A 21053-nucleotide genomic window follows, 5' to 3' on the forward strand; every position below is an offset into this window, starting at 1 on the left:
GACTGCCTTCGCGTGGGGCCCCTAGGCGACCGCGTGGGGAAAAAGCGTGGGGAGAAGGGCATCCCCACCACAGGTCAAGTTTAGCGGTCGCCTCCCCCCACACGAAGGCAGTCCACCCAATCGAGCATGTCCGTAGCGGGTCTTGCGTACCAGCGGGCTCGGCATTTAGGGATTGAAAAAGGGCGAAAGAATAGGGAAAAGGAGAGGAGTTCGGATGAAAAACGGAGAGCAGGGAGGGAGGGAGTCGGCGGGGGTGGGCGCGTGGGTGGATGGGTGGGTGGGTGGGTGGGTGGGAAAGAGGAAGGAATGGGCGGCGGGGTGGTCGCCCATTCCTTGGTTAGTGGATCAGGTCAGGACTGTTGGTAGGCCGAAGGCCGGGAACATCGAGTATCCGAAGGTGGTGATCTCAGCGATCTCGCCGGCCTCGATGCGGAGCACGTCCAGTTTGAACCCCCGGTACTCGCTGTCCCCGGGTCGTCGCAGGTAGCTTGCCGCCGCCGGCATCCTGTTGGCCATGGTCGGTAGGAGTCGCCAGTCTCCGTCTCGGTCTGGGCCGAAGGCTCGTTCCAGCAGTGGTGCGATGGCTGTGCGTCCGTCGAAGCACATCGGGGCCGGGGGCATGGTGACGCGTACGTCCTCTGCCGCGATCGCCAAGGCAGCAGCAGCGTCGCAGCGCTGGTGGGCGTCGATGAACTGGTCCAGCAGTTCCCGTTCTCGCGCGTTGGGTTCCCGCGCTGTCCAGTCGTCGCGGTGTGAGGGTAGGTGGTCGCGCATTGTCGCCCTGGCGCGTTGCAGTGCGCTGTTGGCTGCGGCGACGCTGATGTCGAGCATTGCCGCGGTGTCCGCCGCGGGCATTCCGAGGACCTCCCGGGCCAGCAGTGTCGCGCGCTGCCGGGCCGGGAGTACCTGGAGTGCTGCCAGGAAGGCCAGTTCGATGGTCTCCTTGGCCACCGCGACCACGTCTGGTTCGTCGTCGGTCGGGGCGATCTCGTCGAGCAGGTGGTCGGGGTAGGGGCTCAGCCAGGCCACTTCCGCGTTGGAGCGCAGTCGGGGGACCTGGCGGGACCTGGCTCGCACCAGGTCGACGCAGACGTTGGTGGCGATCTTGTACAGCCAGGCGCGCAGGTTGGTGCCGTCGAAGCGGGCTCGGGCGCGCCAGGCCTTGATGTAGGCCTCCTGCACCGCGTCCTCGGCCTCGTCGTAGGAGGCCAGCATGCGGTAGCAGTGCACGTGCAGTTCCCGCCGGTGGTGTTCGGCGGCGGTCTCGAAGTCCGCTTCGCTGAGCACGTCAGCGCTGGGGGGTCTTGACCTGCTGGACGGCCCACGTGTTGCCGTCCGGGTCGTCGAAGAAGATGAACGACCCGTAGTCGGCGTCCTTCGGGTGGGCGCCGGGGGTCAGGGCACCGGCGTCGCCGAAGTGCACCACACCGCCGTTGTCGACCCCGGCGGTGTCGAGGTGCTCCTTGGCCGCGTGGATGTCGGTGACCACCAGGTGGCAGCCCTTGATCGAGCCGGGCTCGCCGTCACCCATGCCCTTGCCGAAGACGATCGAGCACCCCGACCCCGGCGGCGTCACCTGCACGACCCGGAAGTTCTCCCCCGCCCGGTGGTCGGTGTCCACGGTGAACCTGAGCTTGTCGGCGTAGAACTCCTTGGCGCGGTCCACATCGGTCACCGGGACGACGACGACCTGCAGCTTCCAGTCCATGGTGGATCTCCTCGTTCGGGGGCCTCGGTGGCCATCCTGTACCCCCTCTAACGCCGGCCGCCGGTGAAACTCATCGGTCCCCCGATGACCGACCGGTTCGCCCTGGTCAACCGGGTCGCTACGCCTTGGGCTGGTTGAAGCGGATCATGTTCCCCGACGGGTCGCGGAAGGCGCAGTCGCGGACCCCGTACGGCTGGTCCATCGGCTCCTGGACCACCTCGGCGCCGGAGGCCTGGATGTGGTCGAAGGTGGCGTCGCAGTCCGGGGTGGAGAACAGCACCGCGCGCAGCAGGCCCTTGGCCAGCAGGTCCGACATCGCGGCCTTGTCCGCCTCCGAGGCGTCCGGCGCTGCTGCCGGGGGCTCGAGCACGATCTCGATCTCCGGCTGGGCCGCGGGGTAGAGCGACACCCAGCGCATGCCCTCGAACGAGACGTCGTTGCGCACCCGCAGGCCGAGGGTGTCGCGGTAGAAGGCGAGGGCCTCGTCGTGGTCGTGCACGGCGATGAAGGTGTGTGACAGTTTCAGGTCCATGCCGGACACGCTACGAGCCTGCCGTGCGCTTCGCTTCTCCGTTCCTGACCGGTCGCGTCACGAGCTTGGCGTAGCACGCCGGGATGGCCGCGCCCGCGTCGTGCACCCGGGCCCGGTACGCGCTGGGGCTCTCCCCCACCAGCTCGGTGAACCGGGAGCTGAACGACCCGAGCGACGAACACCCGACCGCGAAGCAGACGTCGGTGACGCTCAGGTCGCCGCGCCGCAGCAGCGCCTTGGCGCGTTCGATGCGGCGGGTCATCAGGTAGCTGTACGGGGTCTCGCCGAACGCCGCGCGGAAGCTGCGGGAGAAGTGGCCCGCCGACATCAGCGCCGCGCGCGCGAGCGCGGGCACGTCGAGCGGCTGGGCGTAGTCGCGGTCCATGGTGTCGCGCGCCCGCCGCAGCCGGACCAGGTCTTCTGTGGACACCCGTCCAGCATCGCACGCGGCCACCACCGCAGCCGTCTCCCACCGCGTCTGGGGCACGACCCGCAGGCATGCGATGGCTCACCGTCACCCACGGTCACCGACTGTCAAGGCCGGGCAGCGCCATTTGTGCCGGGTGCGCAGGCTCCGAGCCGATCACCTGGTCGCTGGGCTGACCGCGACCCGGTCGGCCGGGACCTGCCACCGGTACCGGTGCGGCTGCCGCGGCCGTGATCCGGATCGCGGTACGAGAAATGGGAACACAACCGGGAACGTGGCACCGCACGCGCGCGGATAATGATGTCCGCACGCGTGCGCAACGCTTCCCAGCCTCCAAGACCCCTCTTTCGCACGTATCTCTCCCCTGGCCGTCACCGATAGGTTCGGCGGCGCCCAGAAGGAGGGATCCATGCGTAGGACAATTCGCAACGGGTGGGCCGTGGTGGCCGCCGGAGTCGCATCGACGCTGGTAGCCGGGGTGGCGGCAGCCGCACCGGCACCCGGAGCATCGGGGGTAGGCGACCCCTACTACCCGTACGCGGGAAACGGCGGATATGACGTCTCCCACTACGACATCAGACTCACCTATCAGCCCACGACAGATGTCCTGTCGGGCACGACGACGATCCTGGCGACCACGACGCAGGATTTGTCCCGTTTCGACCTCGATTTCGGACTGAAGACCAATTCGGTCCTGATCGACGGTGTACCGGCCACCTTCGTGTCCAACGAGGGCGGGCACGGCGAGCTGGTGGTCACCCCGGCCCGGCCGCTGGCCAAGGGCCGCCAGGTCACCATCGTGGTGGCCTACAGCGACAAGCCGTCCACGGTGCTCATCGAGGGCATCAGCACCTGGAAGAAGACCCCGGACGGCGCCCTGGCCGTTGACGAGCCGCAGAGCTCGCCGTGGTGGTTCCCGGGCAACGACCACCCGACCGACAAGGCCACCTACGACGTCTCGGTCGAGGTGCCCGACGACGTGGTGGCGCTGTCCAACGGCAACCTGGTCCGCCAGACCAAGAACCGCGCGGGCTGGACCCGCTGGTGGTGGCGCAGCACCCAGCCGCAGGCGACCTACCTGACCTCGCTCGAGGTCGGCAAGTTCGAGCTGGTGCGGTCCACCACGCCCAACGGCCAGCCGTTCATCACCGCCTACGACTCCGACCTCGGTGACTCCCTCGGCGCGGCCAAGGCGAGCGTCGAGCGCACCCCGGAGATCAACGAGTTCCTCGCCACCAAGTTCGGCCCCTACCCCTTCGAGGCCCAGGGCGGCGTGGTCAGCGACGGCCTCAGCTTCTCCCTGGAGAACCAGACCCGCCCGGTCTACGGCGCCCGCAACTTCGCCTTCGGCGCCAACACCTCCCTGATCGCCCACGAGAACGCCCACCAGTGGTTCGGCGACAGCGTCGCGGTCGGCCGCTGGAGCGACATCTGGCTCAACGAGGGCTTCGCCACCTACGCCCAGTACCTCTGGTCCGAGCACGTCGGCGAGGGCACGGCGGACGAGCTCGCCCAGTACACCTACGACCGCATCCCGGCCACCGACCCGTTCTGGACGGTCCTGCCCGCCAACCCGGGCGCGGACAAGCAGTTCGACAACGCCGTCTACGACCGCGGCGCCCTCACCCTGCACGCCCTGCGCAAGACCGTCGGCGACGACAAGTTCTTCGAGATCCTCAAGCGCTGGACCACGCTGAAGAAGGGCAGCACCGGCCTCATCACCGAGTTCGTCGCCCTGGCCGAGCAGGTCTCGCACAAGCCCCTGGTGAGCCTCTTCCAGACCTGGCTCTACACCCCCACCAAGCCCGCCGTCGGCCCCAACGGCCCCACCACCACCGGCGCCTTCAGCACCACCAAGACCCTGGCCGAACCCAAGTCCTTCAAGCAGATCCAGGCCGCCCACCACCAGCACTAGCAGTCCTGGCCGAGCGATAGCCTGACAACACCAGCCCCACCAGCAAGAACCCAAGGGGCAGCACACATTTTCGAGAAGAGGGTGGGTGTCACCGACACCCACCCTCTTCGTCCACTTCCGGCACACCCACCCTCCTCGCCCACTTCCTTCCGGCACCCATCCTCTTCACCTGCTTCCGGCACACTCACCCCTCCTCGCCGACTTCTTTCCAGCGCCCCCACCCGTCCTCGCCGACTTCTTTCCAGCGCCCCACCCCTCCTCGCCGACTTCCCTTCAGCACAACCACTTTCTTCGCCCACTTCCCGGCGCCCGGCCACCAAACCCACCCCCCTGGTGACCACTCCCGCCCCTGCATCCCATACGCAGCCCAAAACACGGACTGGCGTTGCTTGTCAAGGCATCTTTCCCGCCTTGACAAGCAACGCCAGTCCGTAGTCACACTTGGCGTAGGGGAAGCAGTCCCCCACACGCCGGGAGAAGAACTACCCGAGCGTCACAGCCACATCGTCCACCACGAACGAGGTCTGCAGGTTCGAGTCCTCGCTACCGGCGAACTTCAGCGTCGCGGTCTGGCCCGCCAGCGAAGACACGTCGTAGGTCTTCTGCACGTAGCCGGTCCGCTTGTCGGTGTTGGAGAACGAGGCCACCGAGCTGGAGCCGAGGGAGACGGCCAGCTTGTCGTAGGCCAGGTTCTCGGTCTCCGCGCTGTCCACGTGCAGCCAGAACGTCAGCGTGGCGCGGCAGCCCGCGGGGATGCTGATCGACTGGGTGACCGTGTCGGTGTGCGTCGAGCCCCAACCGCCGAGCCAGGACGAGTTGCTACCCGAGCGGGCGGGCTCGTTGTAGCTCGTCCAGTTGCCGATGGTGGTGTTCGGGTCGGACCAGTTGGTCTTGCCGGACTCGAAGCCGCCGTTGAGGACCTTCTGGCCCGAGCACCCACCGGGGGGCTGGGTGGTCGTGGTCGGCGGGGTCGTCGAGCTGGTCGGCGGGGTGGTCGAGCTGGTCGGCCGGGTCGTCGAGCTGCTGGTCGGCGGCGTGGTCGTGGTGCCGCCGGTGCAGGTCGGGTCGCCGGACTGGGCCGGGAGGCTCACCGCGTCCCAGGCGGCCTTGACGGCGTTGAACTCCGCGCAGCTGCCGGGGTAGAGGTTCTTGGCCGCGGTCAGCGTCCAGGTGCGGTACTTGGCGTAGGAGCTGCTCGAGGTCTTGAGCTGCACCGCGCCGTGCATGATCTTGATGGCCTTCTGGATGCCGATGCCCTGCAGCGTGGTGTTGTTGCAGGTCGGGCTGACCGGCTGGCCGTTGGTCGGGTTGGAACCCTCGGCGAGCAGGTAGAACCAGTGGTTGCCGGGACCGGCCGCCGCGTGCACCTCCAGGTTGGGAACGCTGCTGGAGTAGCAGTTGGGGTCGCTGCCGTGCAGGGAGGGCTTGTACATGTAGCGGATCGGGCCGCTGCCGACGAGGTTGGTGTCCTCGCCCATGATGTAGTCGGGCTCGTCGTAGGTCGAGGGCTCGTTGGCGAACCACTCGGTCGCGGTGCCGAAGGTGTCACCGATGAACTCCTGGGTGCCACCGCCGGAGAAGCCGCCGGAGCCGGAGTAGTCGTCGATGCCATGGCCCATCTCGTGGCCCAGGATGTCGAGCGAGCCGACCCACTGGCCGCTCGGGTTGTGGCCGAGGTTCACATACGCCGGGCGCGAGCTGTAGTAGTACGCGTTCTGCTCGTCCAGGCCGACGTTGATCTTCCAGGCGCCGCCGTTGCCGTCGAAGCTGTTGCGGCCGACCCACTGCGAGAGCATCTTGTTCTCGGTCTGGGCGACGAACAGCGCGTCGGCGCAGCCGGTCTCCTTGTTGGTGGCCGACCCGTTGCCCCACGAGTCGTCCGAGCCCGAGTAGACCGAGCCGGTGCTGTAGTCGCGGCAGTCCAGAGCCGAGATGCTCGGGTCCTTCATGGTGTACGTGCTGCCGGACTTGGTGGTGTTCAGCGGCAGGTTCGGACCGTTCCAGTAACCGGTGCCGGTGCCGTGCGCGATGTGCTCGACGGTGCGCAGCACGCGACCGTCGGCGGCGTCGACGTAGACGCTGAGCGCGCTCGCCTCGCCGTCGGTGCCGCGGCCCTCGACGTTGCTCTCGTAGGCCAGGCGGCCGGAGCCGTCGGCCACGACGACCTTGCGGCCCGCGGCGGTGACCTTGGCGTTCTTGAGCTGCTTGACCGCGATGGCGTCGGCGCCCGCCTGGTTCAGCTTGACGGTGGCGACGTCGACCTCGCCCAGGGTGTTCTCCTGCGCGACCGAGGTGGCCTTGACCGTGCCCTGGTCGTCGGTGGCCACGACGAAGTCGCCGCCGATGACCGGCAGGTTCTTGTAGGTGCGGTCGTAGGCGACGTAGTTGAGGCCGCCCGCGGAGCGGACGGCCTTCTGGACGAACTTGTCTTGGGCGCTGGCGCGCAGGGCGGCGGGCGGGTTGGCGACCAGGGCCGCGACCGCGCCGGTGGCGTTGGCCTGGGCCTGCGCGGCGGTGACCGCCGTGGCGGGCTGGGCCTGGTTGTTGGGTACGGCGATGGCGGTCCCGACGACCACCATGCCAGCAGCCACCGCGCCGCCAATGGCGACCAGGCGATGTGCCGACTTCATAATGCTCCTTTCCCAGGCCTTCGCGCGGCGCGCGGAAACAACCTGGAAAACGCAGGGATGGAACATGTTCGACGGACAGCAGCGCCAATTGCCCGGGAATTTCTTCCCTGCCCTCAATCAGCCGAGAAAACTGTCTCGTTGCCCGTTCGTCGCTTGGGAACAGGGGAACGTTAACTCCGCCAATGCGGTGAATCCAGCCCCATCACACCGAGAGATATTCACGCGCACATCGGTGTGAAGCGTGAAGATAAATGGACAAATGCGACATATTTCGCGAGATTCGCATATTAAAGGCACCGGTGCGACCGATCGTCCGCGCAGCGATAGGTAGAACCATAGGTAGCCGCCACCAGGGAGAAGATTAGGTAGCGCCCGACCTGGACGGCGGGTGCCCACGTCTTGCCCGAGAAATCCATCCGAACATAGGATGGGTCAACTCGGTGATCCCGAGCACCGTCTCCTGACGGATCAAACCCTGCTGGACAAGAACACCGCGCCATTATCCGTCCGTCCCCCCGGGTAGCAGCGGTGTCTTCGCCATTCCCATTTCACATTCAGGAGGATACGTGCGCAACACAGGCAACCGAACCGTGCGCCGATTAGGCGCACTAGCCGGATTCGCTGGACTGCTCACCGCTACCGTGCTCGTCGTCAACCCCAGCGCCCAGGCCCAGCCGGGCCCGGCCGCCCTGTCGGTGACCGCCCAGGCGGGCACGCCCGCCGCGGGTGGCGCCCGTCCCAACGGCATCACCACCACGCACGGCGCCCGCGACAACAGCGCCCTGCGGATCTCCCCGGGAACCGCCGCCGCGTCGGGGGCGGCCGCGTCGTCCTACTACCTGCGCTACACCCAGCAGGTGCAGAAGTACAACCAGTGGTGCTGGGCCGCCGACGGCGCCGGCATCGAGCAGTACTTCGGCTCCACCACCACCCAGGACCAGTTCTGCGCCGCGGCCAAGAACACCGCGGTGGGCTACTGCCCGAACGAGGCCGGGCAGCTCTACCAGATCGTCAACGGCTTCCGCCGCACCGGTTACACCGCGACGCAGGTCGGCAACGCGATGAGCTGGTCCTACGCGACCCAGCAGGTCAACGCCGGGCAACCGGTCATGACGGTGATCTCCTGGGCCTCCGGCGGCGCGCACGCCGAGGTGATCTACGGCTACGACGCCACCAACGGCACCATCAGCGTCGGCGACCCGTGGCAGTCCTACCAGCGCTACTGGACCTCGACGTACAACAACTACCTGTCCAACAGCCAGTTCACCTGGACGGACTCGGTCGCCGGGATCCGGCGGGCCTGAGTCCGATGCGACGCACTGCTCGGGCACTGGTCGGCGCGGTCGTGACGGGGTTGGCCCTCGGTATGTCCACTGTGGCCACCGCGGCCGCGGTGGCCGACCGGACCGACGTGACCCCACCGACCCCGGCGGAGTCAGTGAGGGCGGTGGCCGCGGCGAACACCCCGCAGGCCATCAGCTTCGCCACGACCAACCTCAAGCAGGGCGGGCAGCCGGAGCCCGCGGCGGTCACCGTCGCGGGCTCCGGGATCCCCGTGTACACCCTCAACCCCGACTTCGTGCGCGGCGACCCGGTGGCCGCCGCGGGCCGCTTCGCCTACGTGGCCGTGCTGGCCACCGCCGACGACGGCCGCAAGGCGACCCTGATGGCCACCCAGGACCCGCGGGCGGGCTGGGCGGTGACGAGCGTGCTCTCCGGCGACGACGAGCACCGGCTGCTCGCCCGGGTGCCGCCAGGCGGCGTGCTGCTCAACGAACCGCAGATCAACGGCTGGTACGCCCTGACCCACACCGAGGTCACGCTGCTCCAGGCGAGCCTGCCGCAAACCCCGGTGGGACAACCGATCCCGCTCGACGACTACCAACGGCAAGTCAGCTCGCGCTACGGCGACAAGCTGCCCGGCTCGACCTATCAGAACAACGGTGGCATCGGTTTCCCGCTCGACCAGGCACCATCCTCCGCCCAACCCTCCGCCCAACCCTCCGGCAGACCCACTGCCAAGCCTGCGGACACCTCGACGGCGCCGTCGCACGCCTGGTGGTACCTCGGCGGAGCCGCCCTGGTCCTGGCGGCGGCGGGTTTCGTCGCGGTGTGGCGAACACCGGGGCGGACCGGGTCAGCCCGTGAACCAGTGCAGGGCGACGGCCGCGCGCGGGTCGGTGAGCAGCATCGATCCGGCCATGAGGACGACGAACAGGACACGGGTGAGCACTGAGCGCCACCTCCCGGGTCGGGGGAAATGGGCAGAGGCTAGCCGGCCGCGTCCGGGTTTCCAACCCCCACAGCGAATCTCGCGCGCGGGCGGTGCCCACGCGCGAGATTCGCTGTATTGGAATGGCGGTTGTAGTGGAACCGACCGGGGTGACCAGGTCGGATCGGTCAGACCGGGTCCGACCAGGCTGGTCAGACCGGTTCGGTCAGCCTGACTTGATCAGTTCCGTTCGGTCAGACCGGCTCTGAGCAGGCCCGGTCTGACCGAACAGGTCGGTCAGACCGGGTCGATCAGGTCCGCGACTGACGCCGGGTGCGGGCGATCGCGATGGCCGCGCCACCGCCGAGGATCAGCAGGCCACCGATCCCGACCGCCCAACCACCGGAGAAGCCGGTGTCCGGCAGGCCGTGCGGGCCACCAGGACCACCAGGACCCGGACCACATCCGGGCCCACCGGGGCCACCAGGGCCACCCGGCCCCCCGGGGCCACCGGGCCCGCAGCTCTCGCCCGGACCACCCGGACCGCCGTCGGAGCCGCCCGGTTCCGTGGTCGTGGTCAGCTCGGAGTTCGGCTGACTCGACGTGGTGGTCGTCGTGGTCGTCGTCGCCTCGGTGGTCGTCGTCGTCGGCTCGGTCGTCGTGGTGGTCGTCGTCGGTTCCGTCGTCGTGGTCGTCGGTTCCGTGGTCGTCGTGGTCGGCTCGGTGGTCGTCGTCGTGGTCGTCGGCTCGGTGGTCGTCGTGGTCGTCGTGGTCGTCGTGGTCGGGGCCACGGCGCAGTCGTCCGGCAGGTCACCGGTGAACGGGTACGCGTGGAACTCCACACCGGTGTTGGCCGAGGTGTGCACGAGCGAGCCCGCGGTGAAGAACCGGCCCGCCATGCCGGGCTGGCTCACCGTGGCCGTGCTCGCCTGGTTGCCGATCAGCACGCTGCCCTGGAACTGGGCACCGCCGAGGAAGGCGACCGAGGTGGCGTCCGGGAAGTTCCACAGCAGCCGGGGCCGCAGCTGGTTGAGCGGGTCGGTCTCCAGGAAGGTGCCGCTGAAGGTGTTGATCTGCCGGGTGGCCCCGGTGATGTTGACCAGCACCGTCGCGCCCGCCGGGATCCCGGCGAAGGTGATCCCCTGCGCGCCGCCGCCTGCGGTGGCGAGGTCGAAGTTGACGTTGAAGACCTGCAGGGCCGAGGTGCCGTCACCGGTGAACAGGGTCTGGAAGCCCTGGTTCTCCGCGGTGCCGGTGGCCGGGCGCGGCGTGCCGCTGACCCGGGCGTAGCAGTCGCTGGCCGTGGTGAGGTCACCGCGCAGGGCCGTGTACGGGGCGGCCGCGTTGGCGTCCTGGGTCAGCGTGCCGATGACGGTGCCGGTCACCGTGCCCGCGTGCCGCACGACGCCGCCGCCGGAGTCGCCCACCGCGTCGAGGGTCTCGCCGGTGGCGATGGTGATGTCGCCGCCGGTGGTCAGGAAGTCCGCGCCGTCCGGCGGCGGTACCCGGGAGCCGACGCCGACCGCGCCGATGTTGTAGACCGCGGAGGCGTCGGCGACCTTGTCCTGGGAGAAGTCGCCGAGCACCACGACCCGGCCCTCGGCCTCGGCGGCGCGGCCGGAGACCTGCATGTCACCGCCGACGTAGATGTTGATCCCGTTGTCCCGGCCCGCGAACGGGCCGTTGCCCACCGCGGGGTAGGGGTTCGGACAGTTACCGGGGACGCACGGTCCGAGCCCTCCGGGCAGCGGGGCGGCCTGGGCGGGGGTAACGACCACCACCGCGAGCGTGATCAGCCCGCCCGCCGCCACCGCGGCTGTTACGGCATGCCAAGACCGCACGTGTTTCCTCCTCGATTGCCCTCTTAGGCCATTCGGGGCACGACGGTAGTCCATTCGCATGCATCAGTCGGTGATCAACCGCGACCTCTCACCCGGTCGTGGCAGGGAGCGGCTCCACCGTGGTCTTGCGGTGGTGCCGGAAGATGATCGAGGTCCGGAAGGCGATCACCTCCTTGCGGATGGCCAGCCGGTCGACCAGGAACGAGTGCAGCTGGTCGATGTCCGGGGTGCTGACGTGGATCAGGAAGTCATCGCTGCCCGCGGTGACGAACACCGACATGACCTCGGGCAGGTCGACCAGCGAGCGCTGGAACGAGTCGATCACCGTCCGGCTCAGCGGCCGGACCTGGGCGGACACCAGCGCCTGCACGCCCCGGTTGAGGCTGCCCAGGTCGATGTCGGCGTGGTAGCCGCGGATCACCCCGCGTTGGCGCAGCAGCCGGATCCGCTCCAGGCAGGTCGACGGCGCGATCCCGACCTTGCGCGCGATGTCCCGGTTCGACTGCCGGGCATCCGCCTGCAGCTGCCGCACGATCGCCGAATCAAGTTCGTCCACGACTCCCCCAGTACCGTTCCGGCCGAACATCATCCGGTATCGACCCTAGATCACCGACGACCGACCTAATTTCGGCGCTATGACACACACTTCATTCGGCAGCGAGAAACACTGGGACCACGAGGAGCTGGTCGTGCGGCGCGGCCGCCGCTCCGGCCTCACCACCATGGTCGCGGCGCACTCGCGGGTGCTCGGCCCGGCGATCGGCGGGTGCAGGCTCGCCACGTACCCCGACCTCGACGCGGCCGTGCGCGACGTGCTGCGACTCTCCCGCGCGATGACCGACAAGTGCGCCGTCGCGGGGGTGCCGTTCGGCGGCGGCAAGAGCGTGATCGCGGTCCCGGCGGGCTCGGCGCTGACCGCCGACCGGCGGCACGCCGCGCTGCTCGACCACGCCGACCTGATCGCCGAGCTGGACGGGTCCTATGTGGCCGGTCCGGACATCGGCACCGGGCCCGAGGACATGCTGGTGTTCCGGTCGGTCTCACCGCACGCCTTCTGCGTGCCGGAGGCGCACGGCGGGTCCGGCTCGTCCAGCGGCCCGACCGCGGTCGGGGTGCTGGCGGCCCTGCGCGCCGCGGCCCGCGCCGTCCTGGGCACCGCCGACCTCGCGGGGCACCGCGTGGTGATCTCCGGCTTCGGCGCGGTGGGCACGCACCTGGCGGCGAACCTCGCCGGTGCGGGCGCCGAGGTCGTGGTGTCCGATGTGGACCCAGAGCGGCGGCGCGTGGCCCGTGAGCTCGGGTTGCGCTGGGCGGAGCCGGAGGAGGCGCTCACGCTGGGCGCGCACGTCGTCATCCCGGCCGCGGTCGGTGGGGTGCTGGACCGGGAAACCGTTGCCGGGCTGGACACCCCGCTGGTGGTCGGCCCGGCGAACAACCAGCTCGCCGACGACTCGGTGGCCGCCGACCTGGCCGCCCGGGGCATCGCGTGGGTCCCGGACTTCGTCGCGAGCGCGGGCGGCATCATCTACACACTGGCGCGCGAGGTCGACGGGGTGCCGTACGGGGCCGCGCTGTCCAGGGTGGAGGCGATCGAGGAGACCGTCACCAACCTGTTGGCCGCGGCCGAGACCGCGGGCACGACCATGCTGCACGAGGCCCGAACCCTTGCGCGGCAGCGCTTGTCAAGCGGTAACACGACTACTTCGGCTTGTAATACAGTGAATTGAGCCGTTCCGCGATCCGGTGTGAACACCTGTGAACGTTCCGCTGTGCTGACCGATCACCAGCGCTGAGCTGGACCTACACAGCGGAACGATCCACAGTGAAGGCCGTTGCCTTGTATCCGATATGGCCCAATTGCACTGTTCCTCGCACGGAGTCCACCCGTAGCTGTCCACAGGGGACCAGGACTCCGCACCCTGCGAGTGAAGGAATCCGGTAGCAGATGAAGATACGAGTGTCGCGCAGAACGAAAGCGGTCGTCTTCACGATCGCCGCCGTGGCCGGAGTCGCCGCGGTCATCGCACCCCCGGCCTTCTCGGCCCAGGACTCGACCGGCACCGCCGCGATCCGCAACGCGGGCGCGGCCGACGCCGTCGCCAACCGCTACATCGTCGTGTTCAAGTCCCAGGGCCAGGGCATCGCCTCGGTCAGCGCCACCGCCGCCTCGATGACCCAGCGGCACGGCGGCCAGGTCCGGCACACCTACGACGCGGGCTTCAACGGCTACTCGGCCACCATGTCGGCCGACGAGGCGGCCAAGGTCGCAAAGGACTCGAGCGTCTCCTACGTCCAGCAGGTCACCCGGATGGTGCTGACCGACACCCAGAACAACCCGCCGAACTGGGGCGACGACCGGATCGACCAGGCGAACCTGCCGCTCAACAGCGCCTACACCTACCCGACGAACCCGGGCCAGGGCGCGCGCGTGTACATCATGGACTCCGGCATCAACGCCAACCACCAGGACTTCAGCGGCCGCGTCGCGGCGGGCTACGACTTCGTGGACAACGACTCGAACCCGTCGGACTGCCACGGCCACGGCACGCACGTCGCGGGCACCGCGGCGGGCACCACCTACGGCGTGGCCAAGAAGGCCACCATCACCGCCGTGCGCGTGCTCAACTGCTCGGGCAGCGGCGCGAACGACGACATCATCGCGGGCATCAACTGGATCAAGAACAACGCCGTCAAGCCCGCGGTGGTCAACTACAGCATCGGCTGCCAGCAGCGCTGCACCGACAATTCGCTGGACAACGCGGTGAAGTCGCTGATCGCCAGCGGCGTGCAGTGGGTCCAGGCCGCGGGCAACGCGGGCGACAACGCCTGCTACTACAGCCCCCAACTGGTCCCCGAGTCGATCACGGTCGGCAACACCACCCGCACCGACGCCAAGAACAGCGGCAGCAACTACGGCTCCTGCCTGGACATCTTCGCCCCGGGCACGGACATCGTGTCGGCGTCGTACTCCAGCAACACCGGCAGCGCCACGATGACCGGCACCTCGATGGCCTCCCCGCACGTCACCGGCGCGGCGGCGGTCTACCTGGGCCAGAACCCGTCGGCCACCCCGGCGCAGGTCCGCAACGCCCTGGTCAACAACGGCACCACCGGCAAGGTCACCAGCCCCGGCAGCGGCTCGCCCAACGTGCTGCTCTACACCGGCTTCATGAACGGCGGCACCCAGCCGGGCACCGTCACCGTGGCCAACCCGGGCAACCAGAACGCGACCATCGGCCAGTCGTTCTCGGTCAACAACAGCGCCACCGGCGGCACCGCGCCCTACACCTGGTCGGCCACCGGCCTGCCCGCGGGCCTGAGCATCTCGACCTCGTCGGGCACCATCAGCGGCACCCCGACCACGGCGGGCACCGCCAACGTGACCGTCACCGCCCGCGACAACACGGGCAAGACCGGCTCGGCGACCTTCACCATCACCGTCTCCACCACCGGCGGCGGCTGCAACCCGGTCACCAACGGCACCGACTACGCGATCAACGACCTGGCCACCACCACCAGCCCGGTCACGGTCTCCGGCTGCGCGGGCAACGCCTCGGCGACCTCACGGGTCGCGGTCTCCATCGTGCACACCTACCGCGGTGACGTCGTCATCGACCTGGTGGCACCGGACGGCAGCGCCTACCGACTGAAGAACTCCTCCACCAGCGACTCCGCGGACAACATCAACGTCACCTACCAGGTGAACCTGTCCTCGGAGACCCGCAACGGCACCTGGCGCCTCCGCGTCCAGGACGTCGAACGCAATGACATCGGCAAGATCGACACCTGGACCCTCACGGTCTGAGCCTGACGAGCGGAAAAGGCGCCCGGTGGACCAGTCCACCGGGCGCCTTCCGCGTTCAGACAAGGAAATCGACAACCTCCACCAACGGCCGGGTGGCGTCGACGGGGATGGCACCGAGGCCGAGCATGTGGTCCTGGTAGCGGGGAAGCCACCCGCGCAACCACTCCCGCTGACCAGGCGCACGCCCGAAGTCGTGGTCCCGCGCGGGGTCGTCCAACCGCGCGCACATCGTGGGCACGTCGATCACCAACAGGAAGACCCGGTCGAACCGAGACCACGCCTCGGCCACGTTGCCCGCGTTCCCGCAGACGTAAAGCGTCCCAGGGGCCGCAGCGATGAGATGGTCGAGCCGGTCCAGGTCCCAGGACCAGTCGTGCCGGTCGAGCCAGTCGGCCCCGACATCATCGGGCAACCACACGAGCCGCCCCGCACCATCAACCCACCGAGCGAGCTCCGGATCGGCGTCGGCGTCCAACCCCACGAGACCACGCAGGCCCAACGCAGCCGCGACACTGCTCTTCCCCGCCCCAGAACCACCGGTGACCAGTACCGCGCCCATTCCCGGATCATCCCGGCGCCGAGGGCGGACGGCCACCGGGTTTCCCCGCACAGCAGAGCTCACCCTGTGCGAGGATTACCCCATGACATCCCGAAAGGCCCATGCCGCGTAGGCGCCCCGACGAGATCCGCGCCCACCTGCGGGTCCACCCGCAGCACAGGTGCACGATCCCGCAGATCCCCCACGTCTCAGCGGCCACGTCCCGGGCGATCGCAGCTCTCGACCGCACCCGCTTCCACCCCGGCGCGACCGCCAGGGCACTGGCGGGCTGGCGCCGTTTCACCCTCGGCCCAGCCCACCGCCTGGACGATTGCACGCCCGAGGACTGCCCCTGCGACGGGTGCCAGTGGGATGACCCGGTCGTACAACGCCAAGCCCTGGCCGTGGCACTGCACACCCTGCCCACCAAGGCAGCACGCGAGCTGCGCGCGTTGGTCCTGCCTTTGGACGAGACCTACCTGGCACGCGCGACCCCCACCCCCGAGGCTGCACAGCTACGCACCCTGCTGCTCCCGCCAAACCCACCCCGCCCCCAGACACCGCGACCCACCGACTGAGTGTCCACTCTGGACCAACGGCGCATCCCGAGAAATCCGGATTCCCAGGGAACTCTCGGCCGGACCACCCACGCCACCACCATGCTGGACTACCAAGCTGGACCACTCGTGGCCGACCACTCATGTATGTCCTTTTCCTGTCGCCCTAAAAGCCACCCCCGCTGGTATCGGCGGCCCCCGACGTTCTCTGCTCGATCTGGTGGACTGCCTTTGTGTGGGGTGGGGGACCCTGCAAACTTGCCGTGCGTGGGGATGTCCTTCTCCCCACGCTTTTTCCCCACGCAGGGTCCCTAGGGGCCCCGCACAAAGGCAGTCCACCAGATCGAGCCTCACCGCTTTACCCGCGGCACCCCAGACGACGAGACACCAGAAGAGCGAGCCCACCCCGAAACCCATGGGTACACACGACGAGAAACCTCAGTAGGCAACGAGAGCAAGCAACAGCAAGCTACTGAGCGCGAAACGCCTCAGTCCGCTCCCGCCCAGCCTCACCCAACGCCACCCGCAGCCGCTCCGCGCCGAAGTCCGCCCCGTACCCGGGAGTTCCAGGCTGCTGCCGCCACGACTCCGACAGCGGACCGACGTCCACTACGTCGAACCCGATCTCCTCGATCACCCCGGCGACCACCGCCTTCGCCGCCGCGTCGTCCCCCGAGATCGGCAACGCGATCCGGCCGGGCGACCCTGCGGGCTTGCCGTTCTCGAACAGGCTGGCCGCGCCGATGTTGTTGAACGCCTTCACCACCGGCTTGCCCAGTTGCCTCTGCACCCACTCGCTCTCCAGCGCGCCTGCCTCGATCTCGTCGATGGCACCGTCGCGCTCGCGCGGGTAGTAGTTGCCGGTGTCGACGAAGGTGGCGCCCTCGGCGGCGCCGTCCAGGATGCCCGCGGGCAGCGCGGGGATGTGCTTCTGCGGGATGGTGACGATCACCAGGTCCGCGCCCTGGGCCGCGTCGGCCGCCTCGACGGCGGTGGCGCCGGTCTCGGCGGCCAGGTCGGCCAGGGTGTGCGGGCCGCGCGAGTTCGCGACCGCGACCTGGTGCCCGGCCTTGGTGAACAGCCGGGTGAGGGCACCCCCGATGTTGCCCGCCCCGATGATTCCGATCTTCACTGCGGTCCCCTTGTCGCCTGTGGAAGCTGCTGTCCCGGTGCAACAGCGCGACCACCGCCCGACATTCCCGGCCGCGCTCAGCCGCGCGCCCACTCGGTGGCCAGCATCGCGTAAACGGCCAGGTCGGCCCGCTCGCCCTTGAGCATCTCGCCCTGGACGAAGTACGCCTCGCGCCGCATCCCGAGGCGTTCCATCAGCCGCTGCGAGGCCAGGTTGGCGCCGTTGCACTGGCCGATCACCCGGTGCAGGCCGTGGGTCTCGAACGCCAGCCGCAGCACCTCGCGACCGGCTTCGGTGGCGTAGCCCCGGCCCGCGTGGTCCGGGTTCAGCACGAAACCGATCTCGGCGCGACCCAGCTCGGCGCTGAGCCACTCCAGGGTGAAGTCGCCGATCAGCCGCCCGGTCGACCGCAGCTCCGCCGCGATGGCCAGGTTGTCCCCCTCGGCGGCGAGTTCGGTCTGCCCGAGTTTGGCGGTCAGCGCCATCCTGGTCTCTTCGCGGGTGCGCGCTTCCCACAGCAGGTACCGCGTGACGTCCGGGCGGCGGTGCAGGTCGTGCAGGTCGTCGAGATCGGACTCGGCGAACGGGCGGAGCAGGAGTCGTTCGGTGGCAACGGATCGCATGGCGGTGGCACTCCAAGTCGGGTGGTGGCGAGCTGGCAGCCCAGGCCACGGTCGGTAGTCACCCCTGGTGAGTGACACGCGATGGGGTGCGGCGGGTTGTGCCGGGGCGGACGCGAGCGAGGATCGGGGGTGGTCTGTCCATTCTGGAGAGAGGTGGCCGTGATGCGTGGAACCGGTGTTCTGACAACGATGGCGGCGTGCCTGGCACTGGTCGCGGCTGCCCAGCCCGCAGCGGCCGATGCCTGGAGCGACGAGGTCCTGGCGCAGCACAACACGGCCAGGGCGCGCTGCGGCGCCCGCCCGCTCACCTGGAACGTCGCCCTCTACGCGAGCACCCTCGAGCACGCCCAGTCCTGCCAGTTCCGCCACTCCACCGCGGCGGGGAAGTACGGGGAGAACCTGTTCGTCTCCACCGCACCGACCGCGAGCATCAGGAAGGCAGTGGCGGCTTGGATGGACGAGGCGAGCAAGTACGACTACGGCAACCCCACCTTCTCCGGGGAAACCGGCCACTTCACCCAACTGGTCTGGAAGTCCACCACCCAGGTCACCGCCGCGATCGCCGCCTGCCCGGCGGGCACGATATTGCCCATCCCCACAACCTACGTCGTCGCTCGCTACACGCCGCCGGGCAACTACCTGGGCCAGTTCCCGCAGAACGTCGGCAGGCCGGTCACCTGAGGGACCTCGTGCCCGGCGTCGATCGCCCAGTCACCGATCGCCACGGTGACTGAACCGGTCGAACACCACGCCCTATCGGGCGGATTTCGGTCGGCGTTGTCGGCGCCGCCGCTCTACTCGGACCCTCTGCGCACCAGCGCGGGATGTGCACGATGGCTGCACAACCAGCGCAGGAGCAGAGTGAATTGTGTTGCACATCAGCCGATGTGGGCGGGCGCGACCTTCTTCGGGTAGTGCCTGCGCAGGTTCGCGGCGGTGATGCCGTCGAGCACCCGGTCCGGCAGTACCCGGACCAGGCGGGTGATCAGGGCGGCGTCCCGGCCGATGGTGTAGCGGGTACGCGGTTTGCGGGTCGTCACGGCCTTGGCGATGACGCGAGCGGCGGCGTCGGCGGTCACGCCCGACGCGGTGCCCGTGGCCATCAGGGTGTTGGTCGCCTGGACCAGGTTGCCGTAGCGCTCGTCCTGCTCCGGCGTCATCTGGGCGGCCAGGTCGTTCGCCGTCGCGATCCCACGGGTGGCGATCTCCGTGCGGACCCCGCCGGGCTCGACCACGACCACCCGCACACCCAACGGCCCGACCTCCCGGCGGAGCGAGTCGCTGACCGCCTCGAGAGCGAACTTCGCGCCCGCGTACGCGCCGTAGGTGGCCATGGCGACCTTGCCGCCGACCGAGCTGATGTTGATCACGCGCCCGCCACCGCGCAACAGCGCGGGCAGGAGTGCCTGGGTGAGGGCGATGTGGCCGAACAGGTTCACCTCGAACACCCACCGCCACTGAGCCATGGGCAGGGCCTCCACCGGCCCGTTGACCTGGATGCCCGCGTTGTTGACCAGGGCGTGCAGCGGCCGCGGGTCGTCGGCGACCCGAGCCGCGAGTGCCGCCACCTGCCCGGAATCGGTGATGTCGAGGATGACCGGCTCGATGCCGACCGCCCGGATCGCGTCAGCGTCCCGGTCGCGTCGAACCCCGGCCAGGACGTGGAACCCCTGGCGGGCCAGTTCACGGGCGGTCGCGGCGCCCATGCCCGTCGACGCCCCGGTCACGACTACCAGCTTCGGCATTTCAGATGACGTTGTCACCTCCGCGACGCTACCACTTCAGATGACACCGTCAACTGTATGCTGGACGCCATGGTCACCCGCGCGGAGTCAGCCGCCGCCACCCGCCGCGCACTGCTCGACGCGGCCGCCGAACTCCTCGACCTCGGCGGCCCCGAAGCGGTCACCGTGCGCGAGGTCGGCGCGCGGGCGGGCGTGACGCGAGGAGCGCCGTACCGGCACTTCGCGGACAAGGACAGCCTGCTGACCGCCATCGCGGCCGAGACCTGGGACCGGATCGCCAACCAAGTGCACGCCCTGCGCACCAACCCAGCCCTGCCAACAGCCGACACGCTGCGCAGCGCACTACGCCTCCTCATCGGCGTCGGCCGGGACCAGCCACACCTGTACCAACTGCTGTTCAAGCGGCCAGTGCGCGCCCAGGGCCTCAACCAAGTCCACCGCCAACTGTGCGGACCACCAGCCGACCCAGCCGCCGCCGTCCACGCGGCCGAACGCTTCCAAGACGAGTTCCTCGCCGTCGTCGCCGCCTTGGCGGGGGAACGGAACGCACGGCAATACGGTGCCCTGCTGCTGACCAGCGCCCACGGCATCGCAGGCATGGAACTCAGCGGCCACCTCGACACGGACAAGTGGCACACCACCCCGGACGAACTAGTCGACACCCTCGTCCGCATGATCACGCCCGCTGGCCAACCAACCTAGTGACACAGCAGGCAGGCGACCGGGTGTTAGTCCTCAACCGTCGACCACGCCCTGGCTCCTGCATCACCGAGCGCGATCAACACGATCAGCGGCAACACCATCCCGACGATCCCGTACGGGGTTGACGACACGGCCAGGACCACACAGCTGGCCAGTTGGAGGAACTCCACCCCCAGAACCACCCACACCGCCCACCGACGCCGGCCATGGACCCGCCGAGTCGCCACCACCAACAACACCGTGGCAGCGACGCTCACGCAGAACGTGATCACGTCCCCGGCCGCCCCCTCCGACAGGTCGGCCAGAACCAGCAACCCGACCACACCCAGCGCCACCTGCAACCAGATGACATTGAGCGCCACCCTCACCCTGCGCGGCAACTCCACGTACTCGGACGTGCTCCTAGTAGAACTCGTCATGACGCTCCTCCCCTGCGACCACCCCATTAGATGATCAGCACAGCCCGCCCAAGGCCGGATTGCCACGACATCACCCAATTGCCGGAACCACTCATTGGCGAGGTTCTCCCATGGCATGCGATTCACCGGGTGCCGTGCGAGGAGTGGCTGGAACGGAATCTGTTCTGCTCGAAGTGGCGAACGTGTGGAACGGCGCAAGATCGAGACTGGGTTTCGCCGGTAGTCAGGTATCAGGCCGAGCCCGCGGTGTGGCGCGGGGCACGCCCC

The 21053-nt window shown here is 69.0% G+C and carries 20 protein-coding genes; 8 read left to right on the forward strand and 12 right to left on the reverse strand.

The features are described from left to right. Positions 1-345: 345 nt before the first annotated feature. The 4 genes from QSK30_RS25620 to QSK30_RS25635 form a co-directional block, all read right to left on the reverse strand. The gene (locus QSK30_RS25620; RefSeq protein ID WP_285506505.1) at positions 346-1287 is read right to left on the reverse strand and encodes an RNA polymerase subunit sigma-70; all 942 of its coding nucleotides are present in this window, start codon (positions 1285-1287) and stop codon (positions 346-348) included. Position 1288: 1 nt separating this feature from the next. Then, positions 1289-1708 carry a glyoxalase superfamily protein gene (locus tag QSK30_RS25625; RefSeq protein ID WP_285506507.1) on the reverse strand — a complete coding sequence of 140 codons (420 nt, stop codon included), beginning with the start codon at positions 1706-1708 and terminating at the stop codon, positions 1289-1291. A 118-nt stretch (positions 1709-1826) separates the two neighbouring features. Further along, the gene (locus tag QSK30_RS25630) at positions 1827-2240 is read right to left on the reverse strand and encodes a VOC family protein (protein WP_285506509.1); all 414 of its coding nucleotides are present in this window, start codon (positions 2238-2240) and stop codon (positions 1827-1829) included. A 10-nt stretch (positions 2241-2250) separates the two neighbouring features. Next, entirely contained in the window at positions 2251-2670 is a 420-nt protein-coding gene (locus QSK30_RS25635) for a helix-turn-helix transcriptional regulator (protein ID WP_285506511.1), read from the reverse strand. 406 nt (positions 2671-3076) lie between these two features. On the opposite strand from QSK30_RS25635, the gene QSK30_RS25640 reads away from it, so the two are divergent. Continuing rightward, positions 3077-4582, forward strand: coding sequence for a M1 family metallopeptidase (locus QSK30_RS25640; RefSeq protein WP_285506512.1), 1506 nt, complete (start codon positions 3077-3079; stop codon positions 4580-4582). A 482-nt stretch (positions 4583-5064) separates the two neighbouring features. Here QSK30_RS25640 and QSK30_RS25645 read toward each other — a convergent pair whose 3' ends face one another. After that, positions 5065-7212 (reverse strand): M4 family metallopeptidase, encoded by a 2148-nt coding sequence (locus QSK30_RS25645; protein ID WP_285506514.1) that lies wholly within the window; start codon positions 7210-7212, stop codon positions 5065-5067. Between the two features lie 566 nt (positions 7213-7778). Here QSK30_RS25645 and QSK30_RS25650 point away from each other — a divergent pair. Together QSK30_RS25650 and QSK30_RS25655 are read left to right on the forward strand one after the other, a co-directional pair. After that, positions 7779-8516 (forward strand): papain-like cysteine protease family protein, encoded by a 738-nt coding sequence (locus tag QSK30_RS25650; protein WP_285506516.1) that lies wholly within the window; start codon positions 7779-7781, stop codon positions 8514-8516. A 5-nt stretch (positions 8517-8521) separates the two neighbouring features. Continuing rightward, complete coding sequence (locus QSK30_RS25655) at positions 8522-9448, forward strand: hypothetical protein (protein WP_285506517.1); 927 nt, start codon at positions 8522-8524, stop codon at positions 9446-9448. Positions 9449-9735: 287 nt separating this feature from the next. Here QSK30_RS25655 and QSK30_RS25660 read toward each other — a convergent pair whose 3' ends face one another. Both QSK30_RS25660 and QSK30_RS25665 read right to left on the reverse strand, forming a co-directional pair. Beyond that, entirely contained in the window at positions 9736-11265 is a 1530-nt protein-coding gene (locus QSK30_RS25660; RefSeq protein ID WP_285506519.1) for a choice-of-anchor A family protein, read from the reverse strand. A gap of 88 nt (positions 11266-11353) precedes the next feature. Continuing rightward, positions 11354-11821: an Lrp/AsnC family transcriptional regulator gene (locus tag QSK30_RS25665; RefSeq protein WP_285506521.1), complete on the reverse strand. Its 468-nt coding sequence runs from the start codon at positions 11819-11821 to the stop codon at positions 11354-11356. Positions 11822-11900: 79 nt separating this feature from the next. Here QSK30_RS25665 and QSK30_RS25670 point away from each other — a divergent pair, with 79 nt between their 5' ends. Both QSK30_RS25670 and QSK30_RS25675 read left to right on the forward strand, forming a co-directional pair. Then, positions 11901-12992 (forward strand): Glu/Leu/Phe/Val dehydrogenase dimerization domain-containing protein, encoded by a 1092-nt coding sequence (locus QSK30_RS25670; protein WP_285506523.1) that lies wholly within the window; start codon positions 11901-11903, stop codon positions 12990-12992. Between the two features lie 218 nt (positions 12993-13210). Then, a complete protein-coding gene (locus tag QSK30_RS25675) occupies positions 13211-15070 on the forward strand; it encodes a S8 family peptidase (protein WP_285506524.1) in 1860 nt (619 codons plus the stop codon). A 55-nt stretch (positions 15071-15125) separates the two neighbouring features. On the opposite strand, the gene QSK30_RS25680 is transcribed toward QSK30_RS25675, so the two are convergent. Further along, a complete protein-coding gene (locus QSK30_RS25680) occupies positions 15126-15629 on the reverse strand; it encodes a DEAD/DEAH box helicase family protein (protein WP_285506525.1) in 504 nt (167 codons plus the stop codon). Between the two features lie 101 nt (positions 15630-15730). Between QSK30_RS25680 and QSK30_RS25685 the strand changes: the two genes are divergently transcribed. Next, complete coding sequence (locus QSK30_RS25685) at positions 15731-16186, forward strand: hypothetical protein (protein ID WP_285506527.1); 456 nt, start codon at positions 15731-15733, stop codon at positions 16184-16186. A 448-nt stretch (positions 16187-16634) separates the two neighbouring features. On the opposite strand, the gene QSK30_RS25690 is transcribed toward QSK30_RS25685, so the two are convergent. Next, positions 16635-17390, reverse strand: a complete 756-nt coding sequence (locus tag QSK30_RS25690) for an NADPH-dependent F420 reductase (RefSeq protein ID WP_285506528.1) — start codon at positions 17388-17390, stop codon at positions 16635-16637. Further along, positions 17375-17920 carry a GNAT family N-acetyltransferase gene (locus tag QSK30_RS25695; RefSeq protein WP_285506529.1) on the reverse strand — a complete coding sequence of 182 codons (546 nt, stop codon included), beginning with the start codon at positions 17918-17920 and terminating at the stop codon, positions 17375-17377. The genes QSK30_RS25690 and QSK30_RS25695 overlap by 16 nt, the downstream gene beginning before the upstream one ends. A gap of 162 nt (positions 17921-18082) precedes the next feature. Here QSK30_RS25695 and QSK30_RS25700 point away from each other — a divergent pair, with 162 nt between their 5' ends. Continuing rightward, positions 18083-18601, forward strand: coding sequence for a CAP family protein (locus tag QSK30_RS25700; protein ID WP_285506531.1), 519 nt, complete (start codon positions 18083-18085; stop codon positions 18599-18601). Between the two features lie 197 nt (positions 18602-18798). On the opposite strand, the gene QSK30_RS25705 is transcribed toward QSK30_RS25700, so the two are convergent. Then, entirely contained in the window at positions 18799-19665 is an 867-nt protein-coding gene (locus QSK30_RS25705) for an SDR family oxidoreductase (RefSeq protein WP_285506533.1), read from the reverse strand. A gap of 57 nt (positions 19666-19722) precedes the next feature. On the opposite strand from QSK30_RS25705, the gene QSK30_RS25710 reads away from it, so the two are divergent. Continuing rightward, positions 19723-20367: a TetR/AcrR family transcriptional regulator gene (locus QSK30_RS25710; protein WP_285506535.1), complete on the forward strand. Its 645-nt coding sequence runs from the start codon at positions 19723-19725 to the stop codon at positions 20365-20367. Between the two features lie 26 nt (positions 20368-20393). Here QSK30_RS25710 and QSK30_RS25715 read toward each other — a convergent pair whose 3' ends face one another. Continuing rightward, positions 20394-20753: a hypothetical protein gene (locus QSK30_RS25715; RefSeq protein WP_285506537.1), complete on the reverse strand. Its 360-nt coding sequence runs from the start codon at positions 20751-20753 to the stop codon at positions 20394-20396. Between the last annotated feature and the right edge of the window lie 300 nt (positions 20754-21053).

This window comes from Actinokineospora sp. NBRC 105648 (genome assembly GCF_030269645.1).
In the GTDB taxonomy this organism is placed as follows: domain Bacteria; phylum Actinomycetota; class Actinomycetes; order Mycobacteriales; family Pseudonocardiaceae; genus Actinokineospora.

Bases quoted from the DNA above. Each gene is read 5' to 3' on its own strand.
- QSK30_RS25625 (WP_285506507.1), bottom strand. From the start codon at position 1,708: ATGGACTGGAAGCTGCAGGTCGTCGTCGTCCCGGTGACCGATGTGGAC.
- QSK30_RS25630 (WP_285506509.1), bottom strand. From the start codon at position 2,240: ATGGACCTGAAACTGTCACACACCTTCATCGCCGTGCACGACCACGAC.
- QSK30_RS25640 (WP_285506512.1), top strand. From the start codon at position 3,077: ATGCGTAGGACAATTCGCAACGGGTGGGCCGTGGTGGCCGCCGGAGTC.
- QSK30_RS25645 (WP_285506514.1), bottom strand. From the start codon at position 7,212: ATGAAGTCGGCACATCGCCTGGTCGCCATTGGCGGCGCGGTGGCTGCT.
- QSK30_RS25655 (WP_285506517.1), top strand. From the start codon at position 8,522: ATGCGACGCACTGCTCGGGCACTGGTCGGCGCGGTCGTGACGGGGTTG.
- QSK30_RS25670 (WP_285506523.1), top strand. From the start codon at position 11,901: ATGACACACACTTCATTCGGCAGCGAGAAACACTGGGACCACGAGGAG.
- QSK30_RS25675 (WP_285506524.1), top strand. From the start codon at position 13,211: ATGAAGATACGAGTGTCGCGCAGAACGAAAGCGGTCGTCTTCACGATC.
- QSK30_RS25680 (WP_285506525.1), bottom strand. From the start codon at position 15,629: ATGGGCGCGGTACTGGTCACCGGTGGTTCTGGGGCGGGGAAGAGCAGT.
- QSK30_RS25685 (WP_285506527.1), top strand. From the start codon at position 15,731: ATGCCGCGTAGGCGCCCCGACGAGATCCGCGCCCACCTGCGGGTCCAC.
- QSK30_RS25695 (WP_285506529.1), bottom strand. From the start codon at position 17,920: ATGCGATCCGTTGCCACCGAACGACTCCTGCTCCGCCCGTTCGCCGAG.
- QSK30_RS25700 (WP_285506531.1), top strand. From the start codon at position 18,083: ATGCGTGGAACCGGTGTTCTGACAACGATGGCGGCGTGCCTGGCACTG.
- QSK30_RS25705 (WP_285506533.1), bottom strand. From the start codon at position 19,665: ATGCCGAAGCTGGTAGTCGTGACCGGGGCGTCGACGGGCATGGGCGCC.
- QSK30_RS25710 (WP_285506535.1), top strand. From the start codon at position 19,723: ATGCTGGACGCCATGGTCACCCGCGCGGAGTCAGCCGCCGCCACCCGC.